Raw genomic sequence first — 20270 nt, forward strand, 5'->3', positions numbered from 1 at the left:
CAGTTTCCAAGTATGTATCAACATTTTTCCACTTACGAGCGTTTTATAAACCTTTTAATTTGAAAGGCATATCAAAGAGATGAATAGAAGCTGCAAGTTTTTAAAATTTTAATTGTATCAAATTAGAAGAGAGCTGATTCTAGAGAGCGCGGAGCAGGAGTATTCTTTTCTCTTTAACTCATATCATCTTTTATACAATCAAAGCTCTTCGTGATAGCACTATATGATGATGTAATACATTTCATAAATATAAAATATTAAATTCTATATTTATAGAATATGTGTTAAACTAAAATAAATAACATACGAGGAGTGATCAAGTGGATGTTCTGCAAACAACAAGCAGAGAAAGAGAAACGTATCAAGTCAAGCTCCATTATTCTATTTTGTGGGAATGTGCGTTAGGAATTGCGGCAATAACAAATACCCGGCTGCTGGATACATTAGATAAGCCTAAAGAATATTGGATGCAGATAAGAGAATCTATTTCCGCAGCGTTATCGGAGGAATTGGAATTTGTTGAAAAAAATAATACGTGGAAAGCATTGCTCCAAATACTTCATCAGCAGGAATTTTCAAGTCTAGAAACGTTCGAGCAATATGTACAAGGTTTAACAGATACAGAGCTGAAGTTTATCTGCCTGCCTTTTGTCGGAGGTCATTATCAGACCGACCGGGAGCAGGCTGCGCAAGGAGAGACAAAGGCAGTCAAAGAGCTGATGCGTGTTACAGAACATAACCCGTTCTTTCCAGCATATATCGAATTTATCAGTACCTGTGAAGCGGAATCTTTAAAAAAGCATCTGACAAAGGTAATGAACAGCTGGTATCAAGAAGTAGGGAAGGAGAAACAGCAGGAAACCGAAGCAATTTTAGAAAAGGATTATCAATCAAAAAAAGAGAGGCAGCAGAAAGTGTCTTCGGAGGAACTAGTGCAATGGGCGACCGGCGGGGTGACTTATATACCTGAACCCAGTGTCCACACCGTCTTATTGATTCCTCAATATATTTATCGTCCGTGGAATATTGAAGCAGATATCGAAGGAACCAAAGTATTTTATTATCCGGTTGCGAATGAAAGTGTGTCTCCAAGCGATCGGTATATGCCGGATTATTTTCTCGTTCAGAAATATAAAGCATTAGGTGACGAGGTACGCTTGAAAATGGTTAAATTATTATCTGAACATCCAAGGACGCTGCAGGATATGACAGAAAGACTAGATATCGGGAAATCGACGATTCACCATCATTTAAAAATATTAAGAGCAGCAAAAATCGTAGAAATACGCGATTCCAAATATTGCTTGAAAAAGAATGTATTTTCCCTTTTAGCGAAAGAATTTGACTGGTATCTGGAAAAATGAAGGGGATAAAGCAGAAGGAAATGTCCATTTTTAAGAATAGATCTTTTCTGTCCATATGGATTGGCAATGGAATTTCAGAGCTAGGCGGTGCTTTTGGAACCTTTTGTAACTCCATTTTGATTTATCAATTAACCGGCTCGACCCTCGCCCTTGGGAGTATGTGGCTGTTATATTTTATCCCTTCTTTGGTGCTCCAATTATTTATCGGTCCGTTTATTGACCGCTGGAGCCGCAAGTGGATATTGATATTCTCCCAGATGGCAAGAGGCTTTGTCTTTCTTGTGCCGCTGTTTGCTTTATGGACAGATTCGCTTTTGCCATGGCATGTCTATTTCGTGCAGATTATCATTGGCTTAATTACACCGCTGTATGTTCCGGCAAATCAGGCAATCACGCCTTCCATCGTGGCAAAGGGGCAATTGGAAACAGCGAACGCCTATCTGGAAGGAACAGCACGGCTCATGACCTTTACCGCTCCTTTTTTAGGGGGAGTCGTGATTGAATATCTGGGTGTCTTGCCTACGATGGTTCTAGTAAGTACATTGCTTTTGTTAAGCGGTTTCACGTTGCTTTTTATCCAAGAGACGAGAATCCAGCAAAAAACAAGAGCGCCGTGGATAAAGGAATTTACAGAGGGTATCACTTACTTTTTTAGAAAACGGGTGATTGTCTGGTTAGGAATATTTCTTGGCTTTGTCCAATTTGGTGTTGGGGTGACAATGGTTACAACGCTTCCTTATATAACAGAGGAGTTATCTGGAAGCTACGCAGCATACGGTTATTTTATGGCCGGTTTTCCTGTTGGTTTTATCTTAGGTTCTATTTTGGTTGGTAAGATAAAGTATAAAAGCCGGAGAAAACTCATGCTCGGCGCTTTGTTTATCGGCGGGCTGACCTTTGTATTTCTATTTTTTAATACAAGCATTCTATTGGGGATTCTGACAGAGGTAATTGGCGGAGTAGCTATGGCTGTTTTCGCGATACATAATACGACAATCTGCCAAAAAATCATCCCGCATCATTTAATGGGGAAAATATTCTCTGTGAGGCTGTTAATTATTCGATGTATGATGCCATTAGGTGTCCTGGCCGGTGGTTACTTAAGTGACATGTGGGGCGTCCGGCCATTATATTTATTGATAGGGATGGTGATAAGCACCACTTCTTTATTGGGAATCTTGCTTCCATATTTTAAATTTATAGATGAAGATGCAGACAAAGAAAAAGAAGCTGTATGAAACGAGATTTTCATACAGCTTCCTTCCATTACTGTATGCTCTTCCTTCATTATTAGCTGGAATGCTTTACAGTTCGCGTATCGACTTATCCGCTAATTGCATCACCGTCATATCATCCATCGGCGGATTATGCAATCCGGCGCGGACATCACGGTAATAGCGTTCAAAATTATTTTTCAGCTTGAGGCTTTGCGCGCCGGCAACACGCATGGCAAGGTCTACACCTTGAACGGCTTTATTGGTGACAGACAGCTTGACTGCTCCTAATTCCGGGCCCATTGTATTTCTGGTTTCTTCATCGCCTTTATCCCACTTATCTGCAATGGCATGCAGGAAGTATTCAGATTCTAGTAAAAGAAGCTCTAAATCACCCAGTTTTTGTTTCACATTCGGCAGCTCGGAAATCGTCCCTTTGATACTGTTTGGTGAATAGCTTGTAGCAAAGGCGACAGCATCTTTTTGAGCAGCCTGTGCGATGCCGAGATAGCATGCCGGTATATGCAAGAGCCAGCCTGCTGGTTTTCTTTTCTGATTGGATATGATTTCAACGAGATCTTCTTTCTCTAAATGAACCTCTTCTAAAACGAGATCATGGCTGCCAGAACCGCGCATCGCAATCGAATCCCATGTTTCTTCTACGTTAACACCTTCCAAATCATGCTTTACCAGGAAGTTACCGACGTCATCTGTTCCATCAATAGAAGCACTAACGACAAAGTAAGTTAAGATTGGCGATAACGTCGTAAAGGTTTTTCGTCCGGTAATCACCCAGCCACCGTCTTTTTTGACAGCAGTTGTTTCCGGTTTGCCGCCGCGCGTCGGGCTTCCAGTTGCCGGTTCTGTTGCGGAATTGTTTAATAATGCACCATTTTCAACCACGTCCTTGATTACCTTCGTATACATCTGTTCGTCCCAGGGCTTGCTTTCCCCTAAATGTTTTATGATTCCCATATGCCAGCCGATAGATAATGCAGTGGAACCGTCTGCCCGGGCAATTATTTGCTGATAGGTAAGCAGTTCATCCAGCGGAATACCCGCTCCGCCATCTTCCTTAGGTACAGTGAGTGCCGGGTAACCGATTTCTTGCAAGTCTTTAAAGTTCTCATATGGAAAAGCGCCGTCGGGAAGCTCCCGAACACGTTCACCAAAGGGCTCCACTGTTTTGGATAAAAGCTGGACCCGCTCCTCTTTTGTTTTTAGGGCTGTTATAGAACTCATACCAGTATTCCTCCTTGAAAAAGACAAAGTATATTCATCAGATTTGTTTTATTTATATTATTTCATTGTTTGCAGAATAGTTCAATTATCTTGAATGGGCCGAAATATATTTTGCGCCGTAAGAGGCACGGTGGAGTTATTTAAAGGGGAATGCTTAACAATTAACTAAAATGGGGTAAACTTATAGAGGAGATATAAGAACGAGGAGTGTATACGATGAAACAAGATCCTAATCTAACCCCATTACCAGACGCATTTTATCAGTATCCGACCTTACAGTTAGCAGAAGAATTGCTTGGATGCATTTTAGTAAAGCAAACGGAGGAAGGAACAAGCGCTGGATATATTGTAGAAACGGAAGCATATCTGGGAAATGCTGACAGAGCAGCGCATGGATTTGGAAATCGGCGAACGAAACGGACAGAGATTCTCTATGCAGAGGCTGGAATGACCTATACGCATCTCATTCATAATCATTGCTTAATTAATGTGGTCAGTGCGGAGAAGGAAGTACCGGAAAGCGTATTAATTCGGGCAGTGGAGCCTTATACAGGAATCGATCTGATGATGGCCCGCCGTCCAGTGAAAAAATTTCAAAATCTAACAAGCGGGCCGGGCAAACTATCGCAGGCTTTAGATATTAATATGAGAGATTATGGACGGTCTCTCAAGGAGCCGCCGCTGTTTATTGCGGAAGGAAAAAAGCCGGAGAAAATAAATCGCGGTCCGCGGATTGGTATTGATAATTCTGGAGAGGCCAGAGATTATCCCTATCGCTTTTGGGTAGCCGGCAATAAATTTGTTTCTAAATAACCCTTAAAATTCCCGTTATCATTTGTACGATAACGGGAATTTTTATGTAGCGGTAGCTATTAATATTAAATTCAATTTATTATAGTAAGAAAATAAAAACAGATAACCTGATAGTCTAAACAAATCTGGGAATGGATGGTTTGAGGAAAATATATACTTACATTATAATAATACTAGGTTTTGAATAGGATATGGCAGCTTAAAATGGTAGGCTGGTCATGTTTATAATAGAGAATGTACACAGGGGAAGATTTGGTCTAAAAAATATGCAGAGGAGCATGCGGCATGAAACAGATAGACATTGCAGTAACGGGGATGGGCGCTGTCTCGCCATTTGGCATGGGAGTACCCGCGTTTTGGGATAATTTAATTGCGAATCATTCTGCGGTAAGGGAAATAACCGATGAAAATATACGAAAGTGGACAAAAGCAGGAGCTCGTGTACCTGATTTTGAAGTGTCTGATTTTCTATCTAAAAAGATTATCCGAAATACGGATTATTTCACCCAGCTGGCTTTGATAACAGCAGATGAAGCATTAAAGGATGCCGGATTGTTAAAAAATGATGGAGAATCCTTCATAGATGGGGTAGACCGAAATCGATTCGGAACAGCGATTGGAACAGCTTTTGGCGGGATTCAGTCGTTGGAGCAGGCGTCTGAAAAATTAGCGACGGGTAAAGCAAAAAGAGTCGGACCGCGTATGATTTCTAAATCGATTCCGAATGCAGCGGCAAGTACGATTTCGATTCAATACGGATTCCGCGGTCCGTCGAATACATATGTCACTGCATGTGCTGCTTCGGCTAATGCTATCGGAGAATCTGCTTACTGGTTTTTCCGTGATGATGTGGATTATATTCTTGCTGGAGGCGTGGATAGCTTATGGTCGAATGTCTTTTTATCCGGTTTAGGTGATGCGGGCGCATTGGCAGCAAAAGGTCCGGAAGATATTTCCACATGGTCCCGGCCGTTTGATGCAGCGAGGACAGGAATGGTTATGGGAGAAGGAGCAGGTTTATTTGTTCTGGAACCGCTGGAGCGTGCCAAAGCAAGAGGAGCGCATATATACGCAACGTTAAAAGGATATGGAGCTTCGAATGATGCGTATCATGACACCTCTCCTGACCCGGAAGGAACAAGCGCCGCTTTGGCAATCGAGCGGGCGCTCCGTTCCGCACAGTTAAAACCGGAGGAGGTTGACTATATTAATGCGCACGCAACGTCGACTCCGGCTGGAGATATTGCAGAGACGAAAGCATTAAAGATGATATTTGGAGAGAATTTGGATAACATGCCGGTCAGCTCCATTAAAGGCAGCGTCGGGCATTTATTAGGAGCGGCTGGAGCCATTGAAAGCATTGCATCGATTAAGGCAATAGAGACGGGAATATTGCCGGCAACCCTTCATTCAGAAAATAGGGACGAAGCGGCTCCGCTGGATATTGTTCCAAATGTAAGTCGCAAGCAGCAAATCCAGACAGCAATGAGCAATTCCTTTGGCTTTGGCGGACAAAATGGAATTGTGATTTGGCAGGCACCTCAAGGTTAATCGGGCAAAAGAGGAAACGAATAATGAAATGGAGAGATAAGAATGCTAGAAGAACGGCAAGGCCATGGAAGTGTAGTGGAGCGGCAGGCTGCACTGGAAAAGATGTATCCAAGCTGGGAGAAGCGGACGATTGCGACGCATTTTCATAAGCAGTGCCAGCAATATAGCGATAATCCTTTGATTATGATGCCGAATCAGGCTGTAACTTATGGGGAAACGTGGGAGCGGGCACGTGAATATACAAAGGCAATGCTGCATTTAGGCGTTAAGCCGGGGGACCATATCGCAGTTTTAATGGAAAATGAACCGGAATACGTCGCATTATTTGTAGCTTCCTCGATGGCAGGAGCAGTGATGGTCCCGCTGAATACGCAGCTGCAAAAGGAAGAATTGACCTATATGCTGCGTCAATCCGATACCAATTGGCTGATTACGCATCAATACGCTGGAAAACAGCATCATGCCGAAGGGTTAAAGAATATTGTTTCTGAACTCCAAGCGGATGCAGAGAGCCCTTTTACTAAAGCAGTTTGTATTCCCAACAAAGAAGCAGATGTACCGGAAATCTATATGACATGGGAAGTATTTTTACAAGGTGCACGAGCAGTGGAAGAGACGGCGTTAAACAAACGCTGGAAGGAAACAGATAATCCAGACACAACTGCAGCTATTATTTATACCTCCGGCTCTACAGGCTTGCCGAAGGGCGTGATGCTGACGGATGATATGCTGCTCCGTTCTGGTTTTGCAACGTGCTTAACCAGAGGATATGAGGTAGGAAGACGTATTTATGCTCCGCTGCCGATGTACCATGTTTACTTTCTGCAGGAAGGCTTGTTTGCCGCTTCCTTTGTAGGAGGAGGGATGGTGACCTGTCATGCGTTTCAGCCGCTTCAGTCACTGGAGCTGATGGAGAAATACCAGGTTCATGATTTTCTGGCTGTTCCATCGATGCTTGTTGCCTTATTAAATCGTCCGGAAGTAAAGCATACCAATCTAAAGTCTCTTTATGCGCTATTATGCTGTGCCGCTCCTTCGCCGGTCCCGTTATGGAAAAGAGCAGTAGATGAATTAGAAGTGACCGAAATTGGTACAGGCTGTGGCGCGACAGAAGCGGGCTCTACTACGATGCTGACTGAAATTGGAGCCCCGTTGGAGATTATCTCTACCACAGTCGGGAAAGTAAAAACAGCAGGATCTGCTGCTCATCCGGAGTTTGGAGATAAAAGTGTCACGTACAAAGTGATTGATCCCGATACAAGAGAAACACTGCCAAGCGGTTCTGCCGGCGAGTTAGCGGTGCGGGGAAATGTGGTAACAGAAGGGTATTATAAAAAGCCGGAAGAGACAGCTTTTGCCAAGGATGAGGACGGATATATCCGCAGCGGAGACCTGGGGACGATTGATGAACAAGGTTATATTCGGCTGTTAGGAAGAAGTAAGGATCTGTATAAAGTATCTGGAGAAACCGTAGCTCCCAAAGAGGTAGAGGATGTGATTTCCATGCACCCGGCAGTAAATCAAGTTTATATCGTCGGCGTGCCGGATCAATTAACAACAGAAACCGGTGCCGCGTTTGTGGAATTAAAACAAGGCGAAACGTGCACGAAGCAGGAAATCCGAAAGCTGTGCCGGGAGCATGTAGCACGATTTAAAGTCCCGCGTTATATCTGGTTTGTAGAAGCGGCGGATTGGCCGCTGACGGGAACAGGTAAGATACAGAAATTTAAACTGCAGGATATAGCGGAAGAAAAACGGAAGAAATAACGTGAAATCCCGATATGGCGGGGTTTACTGTTCATGAAACTGGGATGAAATAAACCTGCTGCGAAACCTGTTAAAACAGCTTTGAGCAGGTTTATTTGATGTGCTAAAGGAATTAAATTCCTGTACCTAAAATAAAAAATTGCGATTGATTGTAATTGTAAGTAACCTTGGAGTAATCGAAGGGTATTCCATTTGTCAGGTAGAAGATGCTTTCCATCGTGAGCTTAGGTTCACCGTTCTTTAATTTCAAATAACTTGCTTCCTGTTCAGTCAATTTGCCAGTTTGCATATACATATCAGAGAATCCAACTTTTAGACCATGTTATTTATGTAATTCCCTGAGTAATGGAACAATTATGGAAGGAAAGTTATGGCATGGCTTCCCAAACGAACTAATGTTTGATATAATTAAATTGCGAACAAAAGTTCGCTGAAGGTGTTTCATATGGCTAACTTATTCTGAGCTAATGGGATAATCCTTTTAAGAAATACATGGACAACCAAAAATTGAAAGGGTGATCATATTTGGGGAAAAATGATCGGAAAAAATCTGTATTTCTATTCGGAAAGCCAACCAAGAACAAATTGGAACGTTTGATAGAAACAGAACAAGCCTATACAAATTTGATGAATAGATTTATCAAAGAAATGGCTAATGACAGCAAGTACTACCTTGACTTAATGAATAATAACAAACAAGCCCCCAAGATTCGTGCACTTGAAAAAAGTGTAAGACACACACATCAATTAGGATCTGCTTATGGTCAAAATGCGATTGATCAGGCAGTTAGCCTGCTTCATAATCATTTCATGCAAATTAAAAATAATTTATATGGGTATATTTTCCACCATGATAAAGGTATAATTCCTTATGTATCGTTCATATCTCTTTTGAATGCTTCTGTTCAGGATGAAAATGAATTAGCTGTATTAAGGGCATTGCAGCAAAGCACCAAAAATAAGCAAGCTGCAAAAACTTATGAAAACGCATACATGATATTATCTAGGTTAACGGAAGAACAACGCACTTCAAAAAGGGAATACATCCGTGCGTTATTCTACGATAAACTGGATCATTGGAAACTTCCCTTTGTCCATAAGGCTACACTACAATTGGATTCGAGAGTTTCTAAAATCGAGAAATCCCATTCTACGACAGAAGATTTTGTTGTATCCTTAAAATTGCTAAACGAAAAAAAGTATGTGGAAATACCAGTCAGCACTAGTGAAAACAGTTTAAGGAGATTAAATCAATATAAAAATGGCTCCATGACTGCCAAAGTTGTGAATGGAAAAGTTAAAATCGGGATCCCTTTCACGAAAAAGGTGAACAAAAGAGCACAAGAGGAGCTGCTGGGAATCGATCAAGGAATCACGGATTTATTTTACACCAGTAATCACACCAAATATGGCTCTTTTTCCGGGATGGTCCATGTATATGAGGGATCGCTTGAGAAAAAGTTGGGCAACCGTTCTTCGTTAAGGAATAAATTAAGAGCGTATCAAAAACAATTAAAGAAAACGGATAACCAGTTTGAAAAAGAACTATTACGAAAAAAAATCAAACACATAGCCGATAATTTAAACGGTAAAAAGTCGCTCCAAAAAGAGCGCAGGCGCTATCATGCGGTTGTAGATTACGAGATAAGCCAAGCTGTCAAACGTCTATTTGAAGAAATCACAACGAACAGTTATTTACCTGTATTTGAAGATCTGGATATTGTGAAGTTTGATCGGGGCAAGAAAGCGAATAAACGGGACAGCTTTTGGATTCGCGGGAAACTGATGCGAAAAATAACCGCAAAACTGGATTGGCATGGCTACCATTATAAAACAGTAGATCCTGCCTACACGTCGAAAATGTGCGGGAAGTGTCATCATGTTGACGAGGATAATCGTAAAGGCAAAACTTTTACTTGTACCGTGTGCAAGTATAAGGCTGATGCGGATTATAACGCTTCCGTAGTCATAAAAAACCGTGCTTTGGATACGGAAATTACTGCTATCGTAGAAAAATATAAAAATAACACTAAAAAGCGGCACAAGGAACTTCGCGAATTATTATATAAACGTCACTGCAGCTATATGAAAAAGGTTCAATTCGTATAGCCAAATGAACCTCTTACCTTTCATTCGGGGAAAAGCTTCGAGATTGATGATAACGTATTTGTTATCCGCTGGCCGAAGATGCATCTGTATGACGATCGGGGAAGTTTGTGATGCTGTTTATGAACGACTTTCTTGAGTAATCAGAAGATGCCTGGTATTTCAATGCCCGGAGGTTCACTTTGGATATTATCCTATGTGGAAAAATTCTTGAACAAGAAAATTCCAGAAGTCATTCGTCCCTTGTTTGTACCGTTCTTTAGTATTTTGATTATGGTACCGCTCATTCTTCTAGTGATCGGACCAATAACAACAGGCGGCGCAAATGCGATTGCGGACGGATATAATTATCTGGTTGATGTATTCCCTGCACTTGCAGCTGCCATCATCGGCGGGTTTTGGCAGATTATTGTTATTTTCGGAGTGCATTGGGGCGTTACGCCAATGGTACTTTTCAACTTTGAACAATATGGAATGGATTCTTTCCAGGTCTATCAAACGATCGCCGTTGTAGCGCAGGTCGGAGCTGTTATTGGTGTGCTGCTTAAAACGAAAAACAGCGAAACCAAAAAGGTGAGTACCTCAGCAGGGATCACCGGTATATTCGGGATTACGGAACCAGCCATTTACGGGGTGACGTTGCGATTTAAGAGCCCATTTATTTACGGATGTATTTCCGGAGCGATTGGCGCGATTGTAGCGAGCTTCTTCAGACCAAGCTATTTCGCTTATGCAGGTCTGCCGAGCCCGATAACAATGGTAAACGCAATTAACAGCGAATATCCAATGTCTATCTGGGGGATTTTGATTGGGGCTGCGATTGCTATTGTTCTGCCAATTGTGTTGACGCAGATTCTGGGTTATGGTGAAGATACAGCAAAACAAGCAGATGAAGCACTTGCCTCTGATCAAGGAGAGTCTGAAAAGAAAGATGGATCAGAAAACACTGTTCCAAATGAAGAAGAAATTGCGGCTCCGTTAAGTGGAAAGCTAATGGCGTTATCCGAGGTTCCAGATGACGTATTCAGGGCTGGTGCTATGGGACAAGGGGTCGCTGTAGAACCATCCAGCAATGAAGTGGTCTCTCCGGCTGACGGCAAGATTGTTTTCATTGCCCCTTCCAAGCATGCGGTTGGAGTGCGTACGAACAGCGGTGTGGAATTATTGATTCACGTCGGTTCGGAGACAGTGGAATTAAACGGGGAGCCTTTTACAGTTCATGTGGAAGATGGGCAAAATGTCCAGCAAGGCGATAAGTTAATAACATTTAATCAAGACATGATCCGTGAAAAAGGACTGCCGACGATAACTCCTGTTATTATTACGAATATAGGAGAATATGAGGAAGCGATTGTAGAAGGTACAGCAGAAATAAATACAGGCGAAAGACTAATTAGTGTTGTTAAATAAAACGAAGGAGGAAGAACAATGAGTGAATTATCAAAGGATTTCTTATGGGGCGGTGCTTTTGCTGCCCATCAATTTGAAGGCGGCTGGAATGAAGGCGGAAAAGGACCAAGCGTAGTGGATGTACTGACTGCTGGTGCCAATGGTGTGCCAAGAAGAATTACGGATAAGGTAGAGACGGACGAATTTTATCCAAATCATGAAGCGGTGGATTTTTACCATCACTACAAAGAGGACATTGCGTTATTTGCAGAAATGGGTCTGAAATGCTTGCGTACATCGATTGGCTGGTCCCGCATTTTTCCAAAAGGGGACGAGGCGGAGCCAAACGAAGAAGGACTGCAATTTTATGACGATGTGTTTGACGAGCTTATGAAATACGGTATTGAGCCGGTAATCACCTTATCTCACTTTGAAATGCCATTGCACTTAGCGCGCGAATACGGCGGTTTTCGCAGCAGAAAAGTGGTCGATTGTTTTGTGAAGTTTGCGGAGGTTGTGTTTGAACGTTATAAAAACAAGGTGAAATATTGGATGACCTTTAATGAAATCAATAATAAAATGGATGTCCGTAACCCGCTGTTCCTCTGGACAAATTCAGGTGTCCTGTTAAAAGAAGGGGAAAATGCAAAGGAAGTGATGTATCAGACTGCGCACCATGAGCTGGTAGCAAGTGCATTGGCTGTTGCAAAAGGAAAGGAAATCAACCCGGCGTTTGAAATTGGAGCGATGGTTTCTCACGTGCCAATCTATCCATCTACTTCGAATCCAGAGGATATCATGCTTGCCGAAGAATATATGCGCGACCGCTATTTCTTCCCGGATGTACAGGTGCGCGGATATTATCCAAGCTATGCATTAAAAGAATTCGAACGTAAAGGCTACAATATTGTCATGGAAGAAGGAGACGATGAGATTCTCTTAAACGGAAAAGTCGACTACCTAGGCTTCAGCTATTACATGTCTACAACCGTAAGCAGTGAGGTGGAACCGGACGAGTCTGCAGAAAAAACGGATGGCGGCCTGCCACATGGGGTTGATAATCCATATATTCAATCCAGCGACTGGGGCTGGGCAATTGATCCGACAGGCTTGCGTTACACGCTGAATCGCTTTTATGACCGCTATCAGCTGCCGATGTTTATTGTGGAAAATGGATTTGGAGCGGTTGATACAGTCGAAGAAGATGGATCCATTCATGACGAAGCAAGAATCAATTATCTTGGCGCTCATATCGAAGCTTTAAAAGCGGCTGTGAATGAGGATGGCGTAGACTTAATCGGCTATACTCCTTGGGGAATTATGGACATTGTATCCTTTACAACCGGGGAAATGAAGAAACGCTACGGCATGATTTATGTAGACCGGGATAACGAAGGTAATGGAACCATGAAACGCTCGAAGAAAGATTCATTTGATTGGTATAAGAAAGTAATTCAATCAAATGGGGAAGACTTACATTACGAAAGATAAAATGATATAGTGACGAAAAAAGGGGCTTACTTAACTTGATGGGTTAGGAAAGTCCTTTTTTCTGTTGTAATGGCTATCTTTCACAGCCCGAAACGATTGACCTCTTAAATTTAAATGAAAAAAATATAATAAAAGCGTTTACAAGATGGAAATTACATGTTAGGATACTTGTATACAAGTATTCGAACTAACAAATTATATGTTTTGTAAGCCCTTTATTTCAGTGATATAAAAAGGGTGAATGGATTAAATAAATGGCAGAGGGATATGTCATAACAATACACAGTTTCTAATAAAAGATAGTGAGGGATGAATGTGAATCAACATAAATTTATGCTCGGAGTCGACATTGGCACAACAAGTACAAAAGGCGTTCTTTACCGGGAAACAGGTGAAATTATCGCGCAGAGTAATCAGGGATATGATTTGCATACGCCGGATGTACGTACAGCTGAGCAAAATCCGGACGATATTTATCAGGCGGTGCTTCATGTTATCCGAGAAACAGTAAAGGAATCAGAGATAGATAAAAAAGACCTTTCCTTTATTTCTTTCAGCAGCGCAATGCACAGTCTAATTGCAATGGATGAAGATAATAAAGCCATTACACCATGCATTACTTGGGCAGATAACCGCAGCTCGCATTGGGCAACGAAAATTAAAAATGAATGGAACGGCCATGATGTTTACCTGCGAACGGGAACCCCCATCCACCCAATGTCTCCGCTTAGCAAAATTACATGGCTGGAGCAGGAGCAGCCAGAAACAGCTGAAAAAACAAAGAAATACATCGGCATCAAAGAATATGTTTTCTATCAATTCTTCGGCGACTATGTGATGGATTATTCTCTTGGTTCCGCTACGGGGATGATGAATTTGGAGGAGCTTGCTTGGGATAAAGGAGCTCTTGAAATGGCTGGTATTTCAGCGGATAAACTCCCAAGACTTGTTCCTACAACAGAAAGCTTTACAAACTGTCATTCGGAGATTGCGGAGGATTTAGGCATTGCACCAGAAACGAAATTTATTATTGGAGCAAGTGATGGGGTGCTGTCCAATATTGGCGTAAATGCGATAAAAGAAGGAGATGTGGCGATTACCATCGGCACGAGCGGGGCTATCCGCACCGTTATTCCTAAACCGCGCACCGATCAAAAAGGCCGAATTTTTTGCTATGCATTAACGGAGGATCATTGGGTCATCGGCGGGCCGGTAAATAATGGCGGCATGGTGTTGCGCTGGATTCGTGATGAGCTTGCTGCAAGTGAAGTCGAAACAGCAAAACGATTAAACATTGATGCGTATGAAGTATTAACTGCTATCGCAAAGCAGGTGGAGCCCGGATCAAACGGATTGTTATTCCACCCGTTTTTGGCTGGAGAGCGTGCACCGCTTTGGAATGCGAATGTCCGCGGTTCCTTTATCGGTTTAACATTGAATCATAAAAAAGAGCATATGGTACGTGCTGCGTTAGAAGGCGTTATTTTTAACTTATACTCTGTTTTTCTGGCATTAGTGGAAGTAATGGATGTGCCGGTGAAATCGATTAAAGCAACGGGCGGTTTTTCAAAATCAGAATTGTGGCGGCAAATGATGGCTGATATCTTTGACCAGAATGTCATCGTTCCGAAAAGCTATGAGTCCTCCTGCTTGGGAGCTTGCTTACTGGGATTGTATGCAGAAGGGAAAATTGATTCCTTTGATGTAGTAGAAGAGTTGATTGGTTTTACACATGAGCATGAACCGAACCCGGATCATGTTTCAACGTATCAGGAATTAATGCCGATTTTTATCAATATTTCCCGTTCGCTTGAACAGGAATACGAACAGATTGCGGCTTATCAGGAAAAGAAATCACTGGAAAATAAACAGAATGAAGAATAGGAGCTGAGAATAATGGAAAATATTTATCCGCTTATTATTGTTGCGCTGGCAGTAGTGACACTATTGCTGCTAATCATGAAGTGGAACTTAAATACGTTTATTGCATTGATTGTTGTTTCTTTACTAACGGCATTGGCACTGGGCATGTCTCCAGGTGAAATTGTTGAAACGGTCCAAGGAGGACTTGGAGGCACACTTGGCGACATTGCGCTTATCTTTGTTTTCGGTGCAATGCTAGGGAAGTTACTGGCTGATGCCGGCGGTGCCCATCGTATCGCTTTAACATTAATTAATGTATTTGGTAAAAAACGAATTCAATGGGCTGTTGTTGTTGCTTCTTTTATCATTGGTATCGCATTGTTCTTTGAAGTAGGACTTGTTTTATTAATTCCGATTGTGTATCAGATTGCTAAAGAAGTTAAATTGCCTTTATTATATCTGGGTGTGCCGATGACGGCTGCATTATCCGTCACACATGGATTCCTGCCTCCTCACCCGGGCCCGACAGTAATTGCACAGCAGTATGAAGCAAATATCGGCATGGTGCTGCTTATCGGTATTGTGATTGCTATTCCGACGGTGATTATCGCCGGACCGTTATTTACGAAAGTAGCTCAGAAATTGGTGCCGGATGCTTTTTCACGAATCGGCAATATTGGATCACTTGGAACGACAAAAACATTTGAAGAAGAAGAAACACCTGGATTTGGTATTAGTGCCTTGACTGCACTTTCTCCAGTCATATTGATGGCGGTTACAACGATTGTACAGCTGGTTCAGGAAATTGCCGGACTTGCAGATAATTTGTTTTTTGAAATCGCACGCGTCATTGGAGACCCGACAATGGCTCTCCTTCTTTCCCTGTTATTTGCGATTTACACGATGGGGATTGCACGTAAGATTCCGATGAAAACATTGATGAGTTCAGCAGAGGAATCCGTTCGCGGAATTAGTATTGTTCTTTTAGTTACTGCAGGCGGCGGTGCGTTAAAACAAGTATTGATTGACGGCGGTGTCGGTGATGCTGTAGCAAATATCTTCTCTGGTTCAAATATGTCGCCAATTCTGCTTGCGTGGCTGATTGCTGCTATTTTAAGGGTTTCCTTAGGTTCGGCAACCGTGGCAGCTTTAACAACTGCTGGAATGGTGATTCCGTTGATTGAAGGAACCGATGTGAATCTGGCGCTGATGGTGTTAGCTACGGGCGCAGGAAGTTTGATTGCCTCCCATGTAAACGATACCGGATTTTGGATTTTTAAGGAATACTTCAATTTATCGATGAAAGAAACATTTGCAACTTGGACGTTGCTGGAAACGATTATCTCTGTATCCGGACTTGTATTTACGCTTTTAATAAGCTTAGTTATTTAAAACTCGGGCAAGCTGACAGTACAGGAATTCTGTCTTAAGCTTCGACTGAAATATTTGTGTGAAAGGTGTTCGGGCTCTCTTGATTTTATAAAGCGCTTGAACACCTGTCGAAAGGAATGGAATGAAAAAATGAATTCAATTGGCGTTTTTGGACTGGGAGTCATGGGAGCGAATCTTGCTTTGAATATGGCGAATAAGGGTGAAAAGGTCGCAGTCTATAATTATACACCTGATTTGACGGAAGCATTTCAAGAAAAGCATCCGCATGAGAATACAACAGCGTATTATGAGCTGACGCAGTTTATCCATTCGCTGGAAAAACCAAGAAAAATCTTTTTGATGGTAACAGCTGGAGCTGTTGTAGACTCCGTTATCAATAGTCTTCTGCCTTTGCTGGAACAGGGCGATATTATCATGGACGGAGGAAACTCTAATTTTCAGGACTCTAACCGCAGATACGGTTACTTAAAGGAAAAAGGTTTTCATTTTATCGGTGTGGGTGTTTCCGGAGGTGAAGAAGGCGCATTAAATGGTCCTTCATTAATGCCAAGCGGAGATAAAGAAGCCTATCAGCACGTCGCTCCTATCCTGGAAAAAATTGCGGCACAGGTGTATGGCAAGCCGTGCTGTTCGTATCTTGGCAAAGAAGGATCCGGTCATTACGTCAAAATGGTGCATAACGGTATCGAGTATGCTGATATGCAGCTGATTACGGAAGCCTATCAATTCCTGCGGGAAAGGTTAGGGCTCAATGTCGATGAAATTGCCGCTATTTTTGCAGAGTGGAACAAAGGCGAATTGGAAAGCTATCTGATGGAAATCACAGCTGATATTTTGACACACATGGATGAAGAAACCAAAAAGCCGCTGGTTGATGTTATTTTAGATCAATCAGGACAAAAAGGAACCGGCAAATGGACAAGTCAAAATGCGCTGGATACGGGAGTACCTTTATCTATTATTACGGAATCTGTATTTATGCGTTTCCTGTCCAATGTGAAGGAAGAGCGCATGATGGCAGAGCAGGAATTAGCAGGGCCAAACCAATTAGCAGATGCAGCTGACAAGGATCAATGGGTCGAGCTGGTCCGGCAAGCACTGTTTATGGGGAAAATCATTACCTATGCGCAAGGATTCTATCAATATAAGCAGGCATCAGAGCAGTATAACTGGGATTTGCAGCTGGATGAAATTGCGCTGATTTTCCGCGGCGGCTGCATTATCCGTGCCGGTATTTTAAATGAAATCAGTAAAGCATTTAAGGAAGACAAAGAATTATCCAACCTTCTCCTGTCTCCATATTTCAAAACAGTTTTGAATAACTATCAGGCATCGATGCGAAAAGTGGTTATCAAAGGAATGGAAACTGGATTAGCATTACCGTGCTTTAATGCTTCGCTGGTATATTATGATGGCTACCGTTCTGCCAAAAGCGGCGCCAACCTGATTCAGGCACAACGCGATTATTTTGGAGCGCATACGTATCAGCGTGTGGATAAAGCAGGTTATTTTCATACGGAGTGGTAAGCTAGGCTTTAGGCAGAAGCGTTTCGTTTTATTCTAAGCGTTCCTGACCAACTTCTTTTTCTCTAATGTATTTTTAAATTCTGAAGCAGACACGGTAAAAAATCTCTGTATCGATATTCCTTTTATTGAACAGCAGTCTGCATTTTTGTTCCGTACTGCGATTCATCCGCGGGGGCGGGAGCAGTATATGACAAACTATTAAAAGAGAGACATTTTAATAAAGTATTGCAGCGTAATCGAAATGCGCTGCAATACTTTTTTGCGTATCCGTGAAAATCGGTGCTTTTCAGGTACAGCAAAAAGGAATCATGAACGGAAGAGAAAGTCAGCTTGCTAATTAAGCTGCAATTATTTGAATATAGATGACCCATAGAAAGGTATGATATAATAAACTTGTTACTATAGTCACAAACTCTATTGGCAGCCGTTATATACAGAAATTTAAGGATGACAGATTCAATATTGTGCTAACTAGGAAGTGATTACGTGAATACACGATTACAAAAGATACTTGAGGCGCTGCGATTAGCACAGGAACCTTTAACCAGTTCGGATATAGCGTCCTTATTACAGGTCAGTTCTAAAACGATACGTAATGATATCAAAGTATTAAATGAACTTTTAAAGCCGTACGGGACACATATCGTATCTTTAAAAGGGAAAGGCTATCAGCTTACCATTCGGAATGAACGCTTATTCTATGAATTCATTCAGGAGCAAACAAATTACAAAAAAGATGATGTTCCCTCAAATCATCCAGATCGTGTCAAATATCTGATGGAGAAACTGCTGATGACCTCCGATTATATTAAAATAGATGACTTAGCAGAGCAGTTGTTTATAAGCCGCTCTACCCTGCAGCATGATTTAAAATATATCCGTGCTATACTGAAAGAGTATAAGCTGGCTTTGGAGCATAAGCCGTATCATGGGATTAAAATTATAGGCGATGAAACGCAGATCAGATACTGCATCTCTGAGTATTTGTTTAATCAACAATCTGTCTTAAAAGACAATATGGCTGACTGGTTAGGTATTTTACCTGAAGAAGAGTTAGAGATGATTAAAAACAGTGTATTGTTTAATCTGAGAAAGCATCATATTATTATTTCAGATATTAGCCTGCAAAATCTAATCACACATATTGCAATTGCTTGTAAGCGGATTCGTGAGAGTCATTCTGTTCAAATGATTCATCCTCATTTTCAAGAAATAGAGACATCAAAGGTTTTTTTAGTTGCTCAAGAAATTGCAAATGCTATTCAGGAAAAACTGTATATTTCCTTTACTGAACACGAGATTGCATACCTGGCGATTCATTTGCAAGGAACAAAGATTACCGATTCTTCGATTCATCATACAGAGGTTATTTCTGTTATTGATGATGAGATTCAAGAAATGGTCAAAGAAATGCTGAAACGGATTGATGCAGAATTTGGATTTCATTTAGCTGATGACAAAGAACTGCTGTTGGCGATGAGTCTGCACTTAAAACCAGCAATAAGCCGATATAAATTCAAGATGAATATTCGAAATCCAATGCTGGAAGAAATCAAATCGAAGTACCGATTATCTTTTGATGCAGCATTAATTGGAGCGCAAGCCGTACAAGAAAGAATGGGCATTGCAATAGATGAGAATGAAGTTGGTTACCTGGCGCTTCATATTGAGGTAGCGCAGGAAAGAAAAAAGAAGAATAAAGAAGACGTACCGGGCTGCTTAATTGTCTGTGCATCTGGCCTGGGCAGTGCTCAGCTTTTAATGTATAAACTGCAAAATGAGTTTGGGAATCAGTTAAATATTATGGGTACAACCGAATACTATAATTTATCCCAGCATTCGTTTGATAACATTGATTTTATTATCAGCACGATTCCGATTGAGAAAAAGATGCCAGTCCCTGTTATTCATATAAGCACGATTTTAGGAGAAACAGATTTAAATAAAATCAATCATTTTGTAATTCAGGGAGATGTTATTTCCAATACGTATCTGCGGGAAAAATATACGTATCTACAAAAGGGCTTTGCTGAGAAAGAAGAGGTTTTACGCTTTATCTGTGAAGCACTGGAATCTGATGGAGAAGTGGATGCGCACTATTTGGAATCGGTGCTTCAACGGGAGAGCTTTTCTCCAACGAGTTTTGGCAATATGGTTGCCATTCCTCATCCGATTGAACCGCAGACGGAGGATACATTCTGGTCAATTGTTACACTTCAAAAACCGATTCAATGGGGAGATAAGTATGTGCAATTAATTGTCCAATTAAATATCAGCAAAGATATAAAAAATGATTTAAAACAAATGTATGAGGGATTAATGGAACTGTTGGACGATAAAAATATGGTGAGAGAAATAGTGCAATGTAAGACGTATGAACAATTAATTGAGATAATCAAATAGAGTAGCACTAGAACACCCCGGGGTAAACACTGTCCGGGGTGTTTTCGTGCTATTCAAAACTTGGTGTTAGTTATTTCCTGTACCAGCGGAAAAAGAGTCTCTGTAATTGAATGCGCTTACATATTATAATTTAAGTAAGAAATTTATA

Annotated in this window: 12 protein-coding genes and 2 pseudogenes; 12 read left to right on the forward strand and 2 right to left on the reverse strand. The window is 41.6% G+C overall.

All coding sequences use genetic code 11. The features are described from left to right. The first annotated feature begins 320 nt into the window (after positions 1–320). Together MKY45_RS02805 and MKY45_RS02810 are read left to right on the forward strand one after the other, a co-directional pair. Entirely contained in the window at positions 321–1364 is a 1044-nt protein-coding gene (locus MKY45_RS02805; protein WP_042531493.1) for an ArsR/SmtB family transcription factor, read from the forward strand. Positions 1365–1384: 20 nt separating this feature from the next. Further along, entirely contained in the window at positions 1385–2602 is a 1218-nt protein-coding gene (locus tag MKY45_RS02810; RefSeq protein ID WP_193062730.1) for an MFS transporter, read from the forward strand. A 66-nt stretch (positions 2603–2668) separates the two neighbouring features. On the opposite strand, the gene MKY45_RS02815 is transcribed toward MKY45_RS02810, so the two are convergent. Next, positions 2669–3820 carry an acyl-CoA dehydrogenase family protein gene (locus tag MKY45_RS02815; protein ID WP_193062732.1) on the reverse strand — a complete coding sequence of 384 codons (1152 nt, stop codon included), beginning with the start codon at positions 3818–3820 and terminating at the stop codon, positions 2669–2671. Between the two features lie 216 nt (positions 3821–4036). On the opposite strand from MKY45_RS02815, the gene MKY45_RS02820 reads away from it, so the two are divergent. The 3 genes from MKY45_RS02820 (at position 4037) to MKY45_RS02830 (ending at position 7951) form a co-directional block, all read left to right on the forward strand. Next, a complete protein-coding gene (locus tag MKY45_RS02820) occupies positions 4037–4633 on the forward strand; it encodes a DNA-3-methyladenine glycosylase (RefSeq protein WP_042531497.1) in 597 nt (198 codons plus the stop codon). Between the two features lie 285 nt (positions 4634–4918). After that, a complete protein-coding gene (locus MKY45_RS02825) occupies positions 4919–6184 on the forward strand; it encodes a beta-ketoacyl-[acyl-carrier-protein] synthase family protein (RefSeq protein WP_193062734.1) in 1266 nt (421 codons plus the stop codon). Between the two features lie 42 nt (positions 6185–6226). Further along, positions 6227–7951 carry a class I adenylate-forming enzyme family protein gene (locus MKY45_RS02830; RefSeq protein ID WP_193062736.1) on the forward strand — a complete coding sequence of 575 codons (1725 nt, stop codon included), beginning with the start codon at positions 6227–6229 and terminating at the stop codon, positions 7949–7951. Positions 7952–8063: 112 nt separating this feature from the next. Here MKY45_RS02830 and MKY45_RS02835 read toward each other — a convergent pair. Then, positions 8064–8270, reverse strand: a pseudogene (locus tag MKY45_RS02835) (UTRA domain-containing protein); the annotation flags it as partial. 206 nt (positions 8271–8476) lie between these two features. Here MKY45_RS02835 and MKY45_RS02840 point away from each other — a divergent pair. From MKY45_RS02840 to MKY45_RS02870, 7 genes and pseudogenes are all read left to right on the forward strand, one after another. After that, positions 8477–10060 (forward strand): zinc ribbon domain-containing protein, encoded by a 1584-nt coding sequence (locus tag MKY45_RS02840; RefSeq protein ID WP_341172458.1) that lies wholly within the window; start codon positions 8477–8479, stop codon positions 10058–10060. 177 nt (positions 10061–10237) lie between these two features. Further along, a pseudogene (locus tag MKY45_RS02845) lies at positions 10238–11467 on the forward strand (glucose PTS transporter subunit IIA); the annotation flags it as partial. Positions 11468–11485: 18 nt separating this feature from the next. Further along, positions 11486–12937 carry a 6-phospho-beta-glucosidase BglA gene (bglA, locus tag MKY45_RS02850; RefSeq protein WP_193062740.1) on the forward strand — a complete coding sequence of 484 codons (1452 nt, stop codon included), beginning with the start codon at positions 11486–11488 and terminating at the stop codon, positions 12935–12937. Between the two features lie 333 nt (positions 12938–13270). After that, positions 13271–14821 carry a gluconokinase gene (gene gntK, locus MKY45_RS02855; RefSeq protein ID WP_256706269.1) on the forward strand — a complete coding sequence of 517 codons (1551 nt, stop codon included), beginning with the start codon at positions 13271–13273 and terminating at the stop codon, positions 14819–14821. A gap of 12 nt (positions 14822–14833) precedes the next feature. Further along, complete coding sequence (locus tag MKY45_RS02860) at positions 14834–16192, forward strand: gluconate:H+ symporter (RefSeq protein ID WP_042531511.1); 1359 nt, start codon at positions 14834–14836, stop codon at positions 16190–16192. A 129-nt stretch (positions 16193–16321) separates the two neighbouring features. Continuing rightward, positions 16322–17719, forward strand: a complete 1398-nt coding sequence (gnd, locus tag MKY45_RS02865; RefSeq protein WP_341172459.1) for a decarboxylating NADP(+)-dependent phosphogluconate dehydrogenase — start codon at positions 16322–16324, stop codon at positions 17717–17719. A gap of 486 nt (positions 17720–18205) precedes the next feature. Continuing rightward, on the forward strand, positions 18206–20122 hold the full coding sequence (locus MKY45_RS02870) for a BglG family transcription antiterminator (RefSeq protein ID WP_256705600.1): 1917 nt from the start codon (positions 18206–18208) through the stop codon (positions 20120–20122). Positions 20123–20270 lie beyond the last annotated feature (148 nt).

This window comes from Oceanobacillus sp. FSL K6-0251, from assembly GCF_038004725.1.
GTDB classification, from domain to species: Bacteria; Bacillota; Bacilli; order Bacillales; family Amphibacillaceae; genus Oceanobacillus; species Oceanobacillus oncorhynchi.

Bases quoted from the DNA above. Each gene is read 5' to 3' on its own strand.
- MKY45_RS02830 (WP_193062736.1), top strand. From the start codon at position 6,227: ATGCTAGAAGAACGGCAAGGCCATGGAAGTGTAGTGGAGCGGCAGGCT.
- MKY45_RS02825 (WP_193062734.1), top strand. From the start codon at position 4,919: ATGAAACAGATAGACATTGCAGTAACGGGGATGGGCGCTGTCTCGCCA.
- bglA (WP_193062740.1), top strand. From the start codon at position 11,486: ATGAGTGAATTATCAAAGGATTTCTTATGGGGCGGTGCTTTTGCTGCC.
- gnd (WP_341172459.1), top strand. From the start codon at position 16,322: ATGAATTCAATTGGCGTTTTTGGACTGGGAGTCATGGGAGCGAATCTT.
- gntK (WP_256706269.1), top strand. From the start codon at position 13,271: ATGCTCGGAGTCGACATTGGCACAACAAGTACAAAAGGCGTTCTTTAC.
- MKY45_RS02860 (WP_042531511.1), top strand. From the start codon at position 14,834: ATGGAAAATATTTATCCGCTTATTATTGTTGCGCTGGCAGTAGTGACA.
- MKY45_RS02815 (WP_193062732.1), bottom strand. From the start codon at position 3,820: ATGAGTTCTATAACAGCCCTAAAAACAAAAGAGGAGCGGGTCCAGCTT.
- MKY45_RS02810 (WP_193062730.1), top strand. From the start codon at position 1,385: ATGTCCATTTTTAAGAATAGATCTTTTCTGTCCATATGGATTGGCAAT.
- MKY45_RS02820 (WP_042531497.1), top strand. From the start codon at position 4,037: ATGAAACAAGATCCTAATCTAACCCCATTACCAGACGCATTTTATCAG.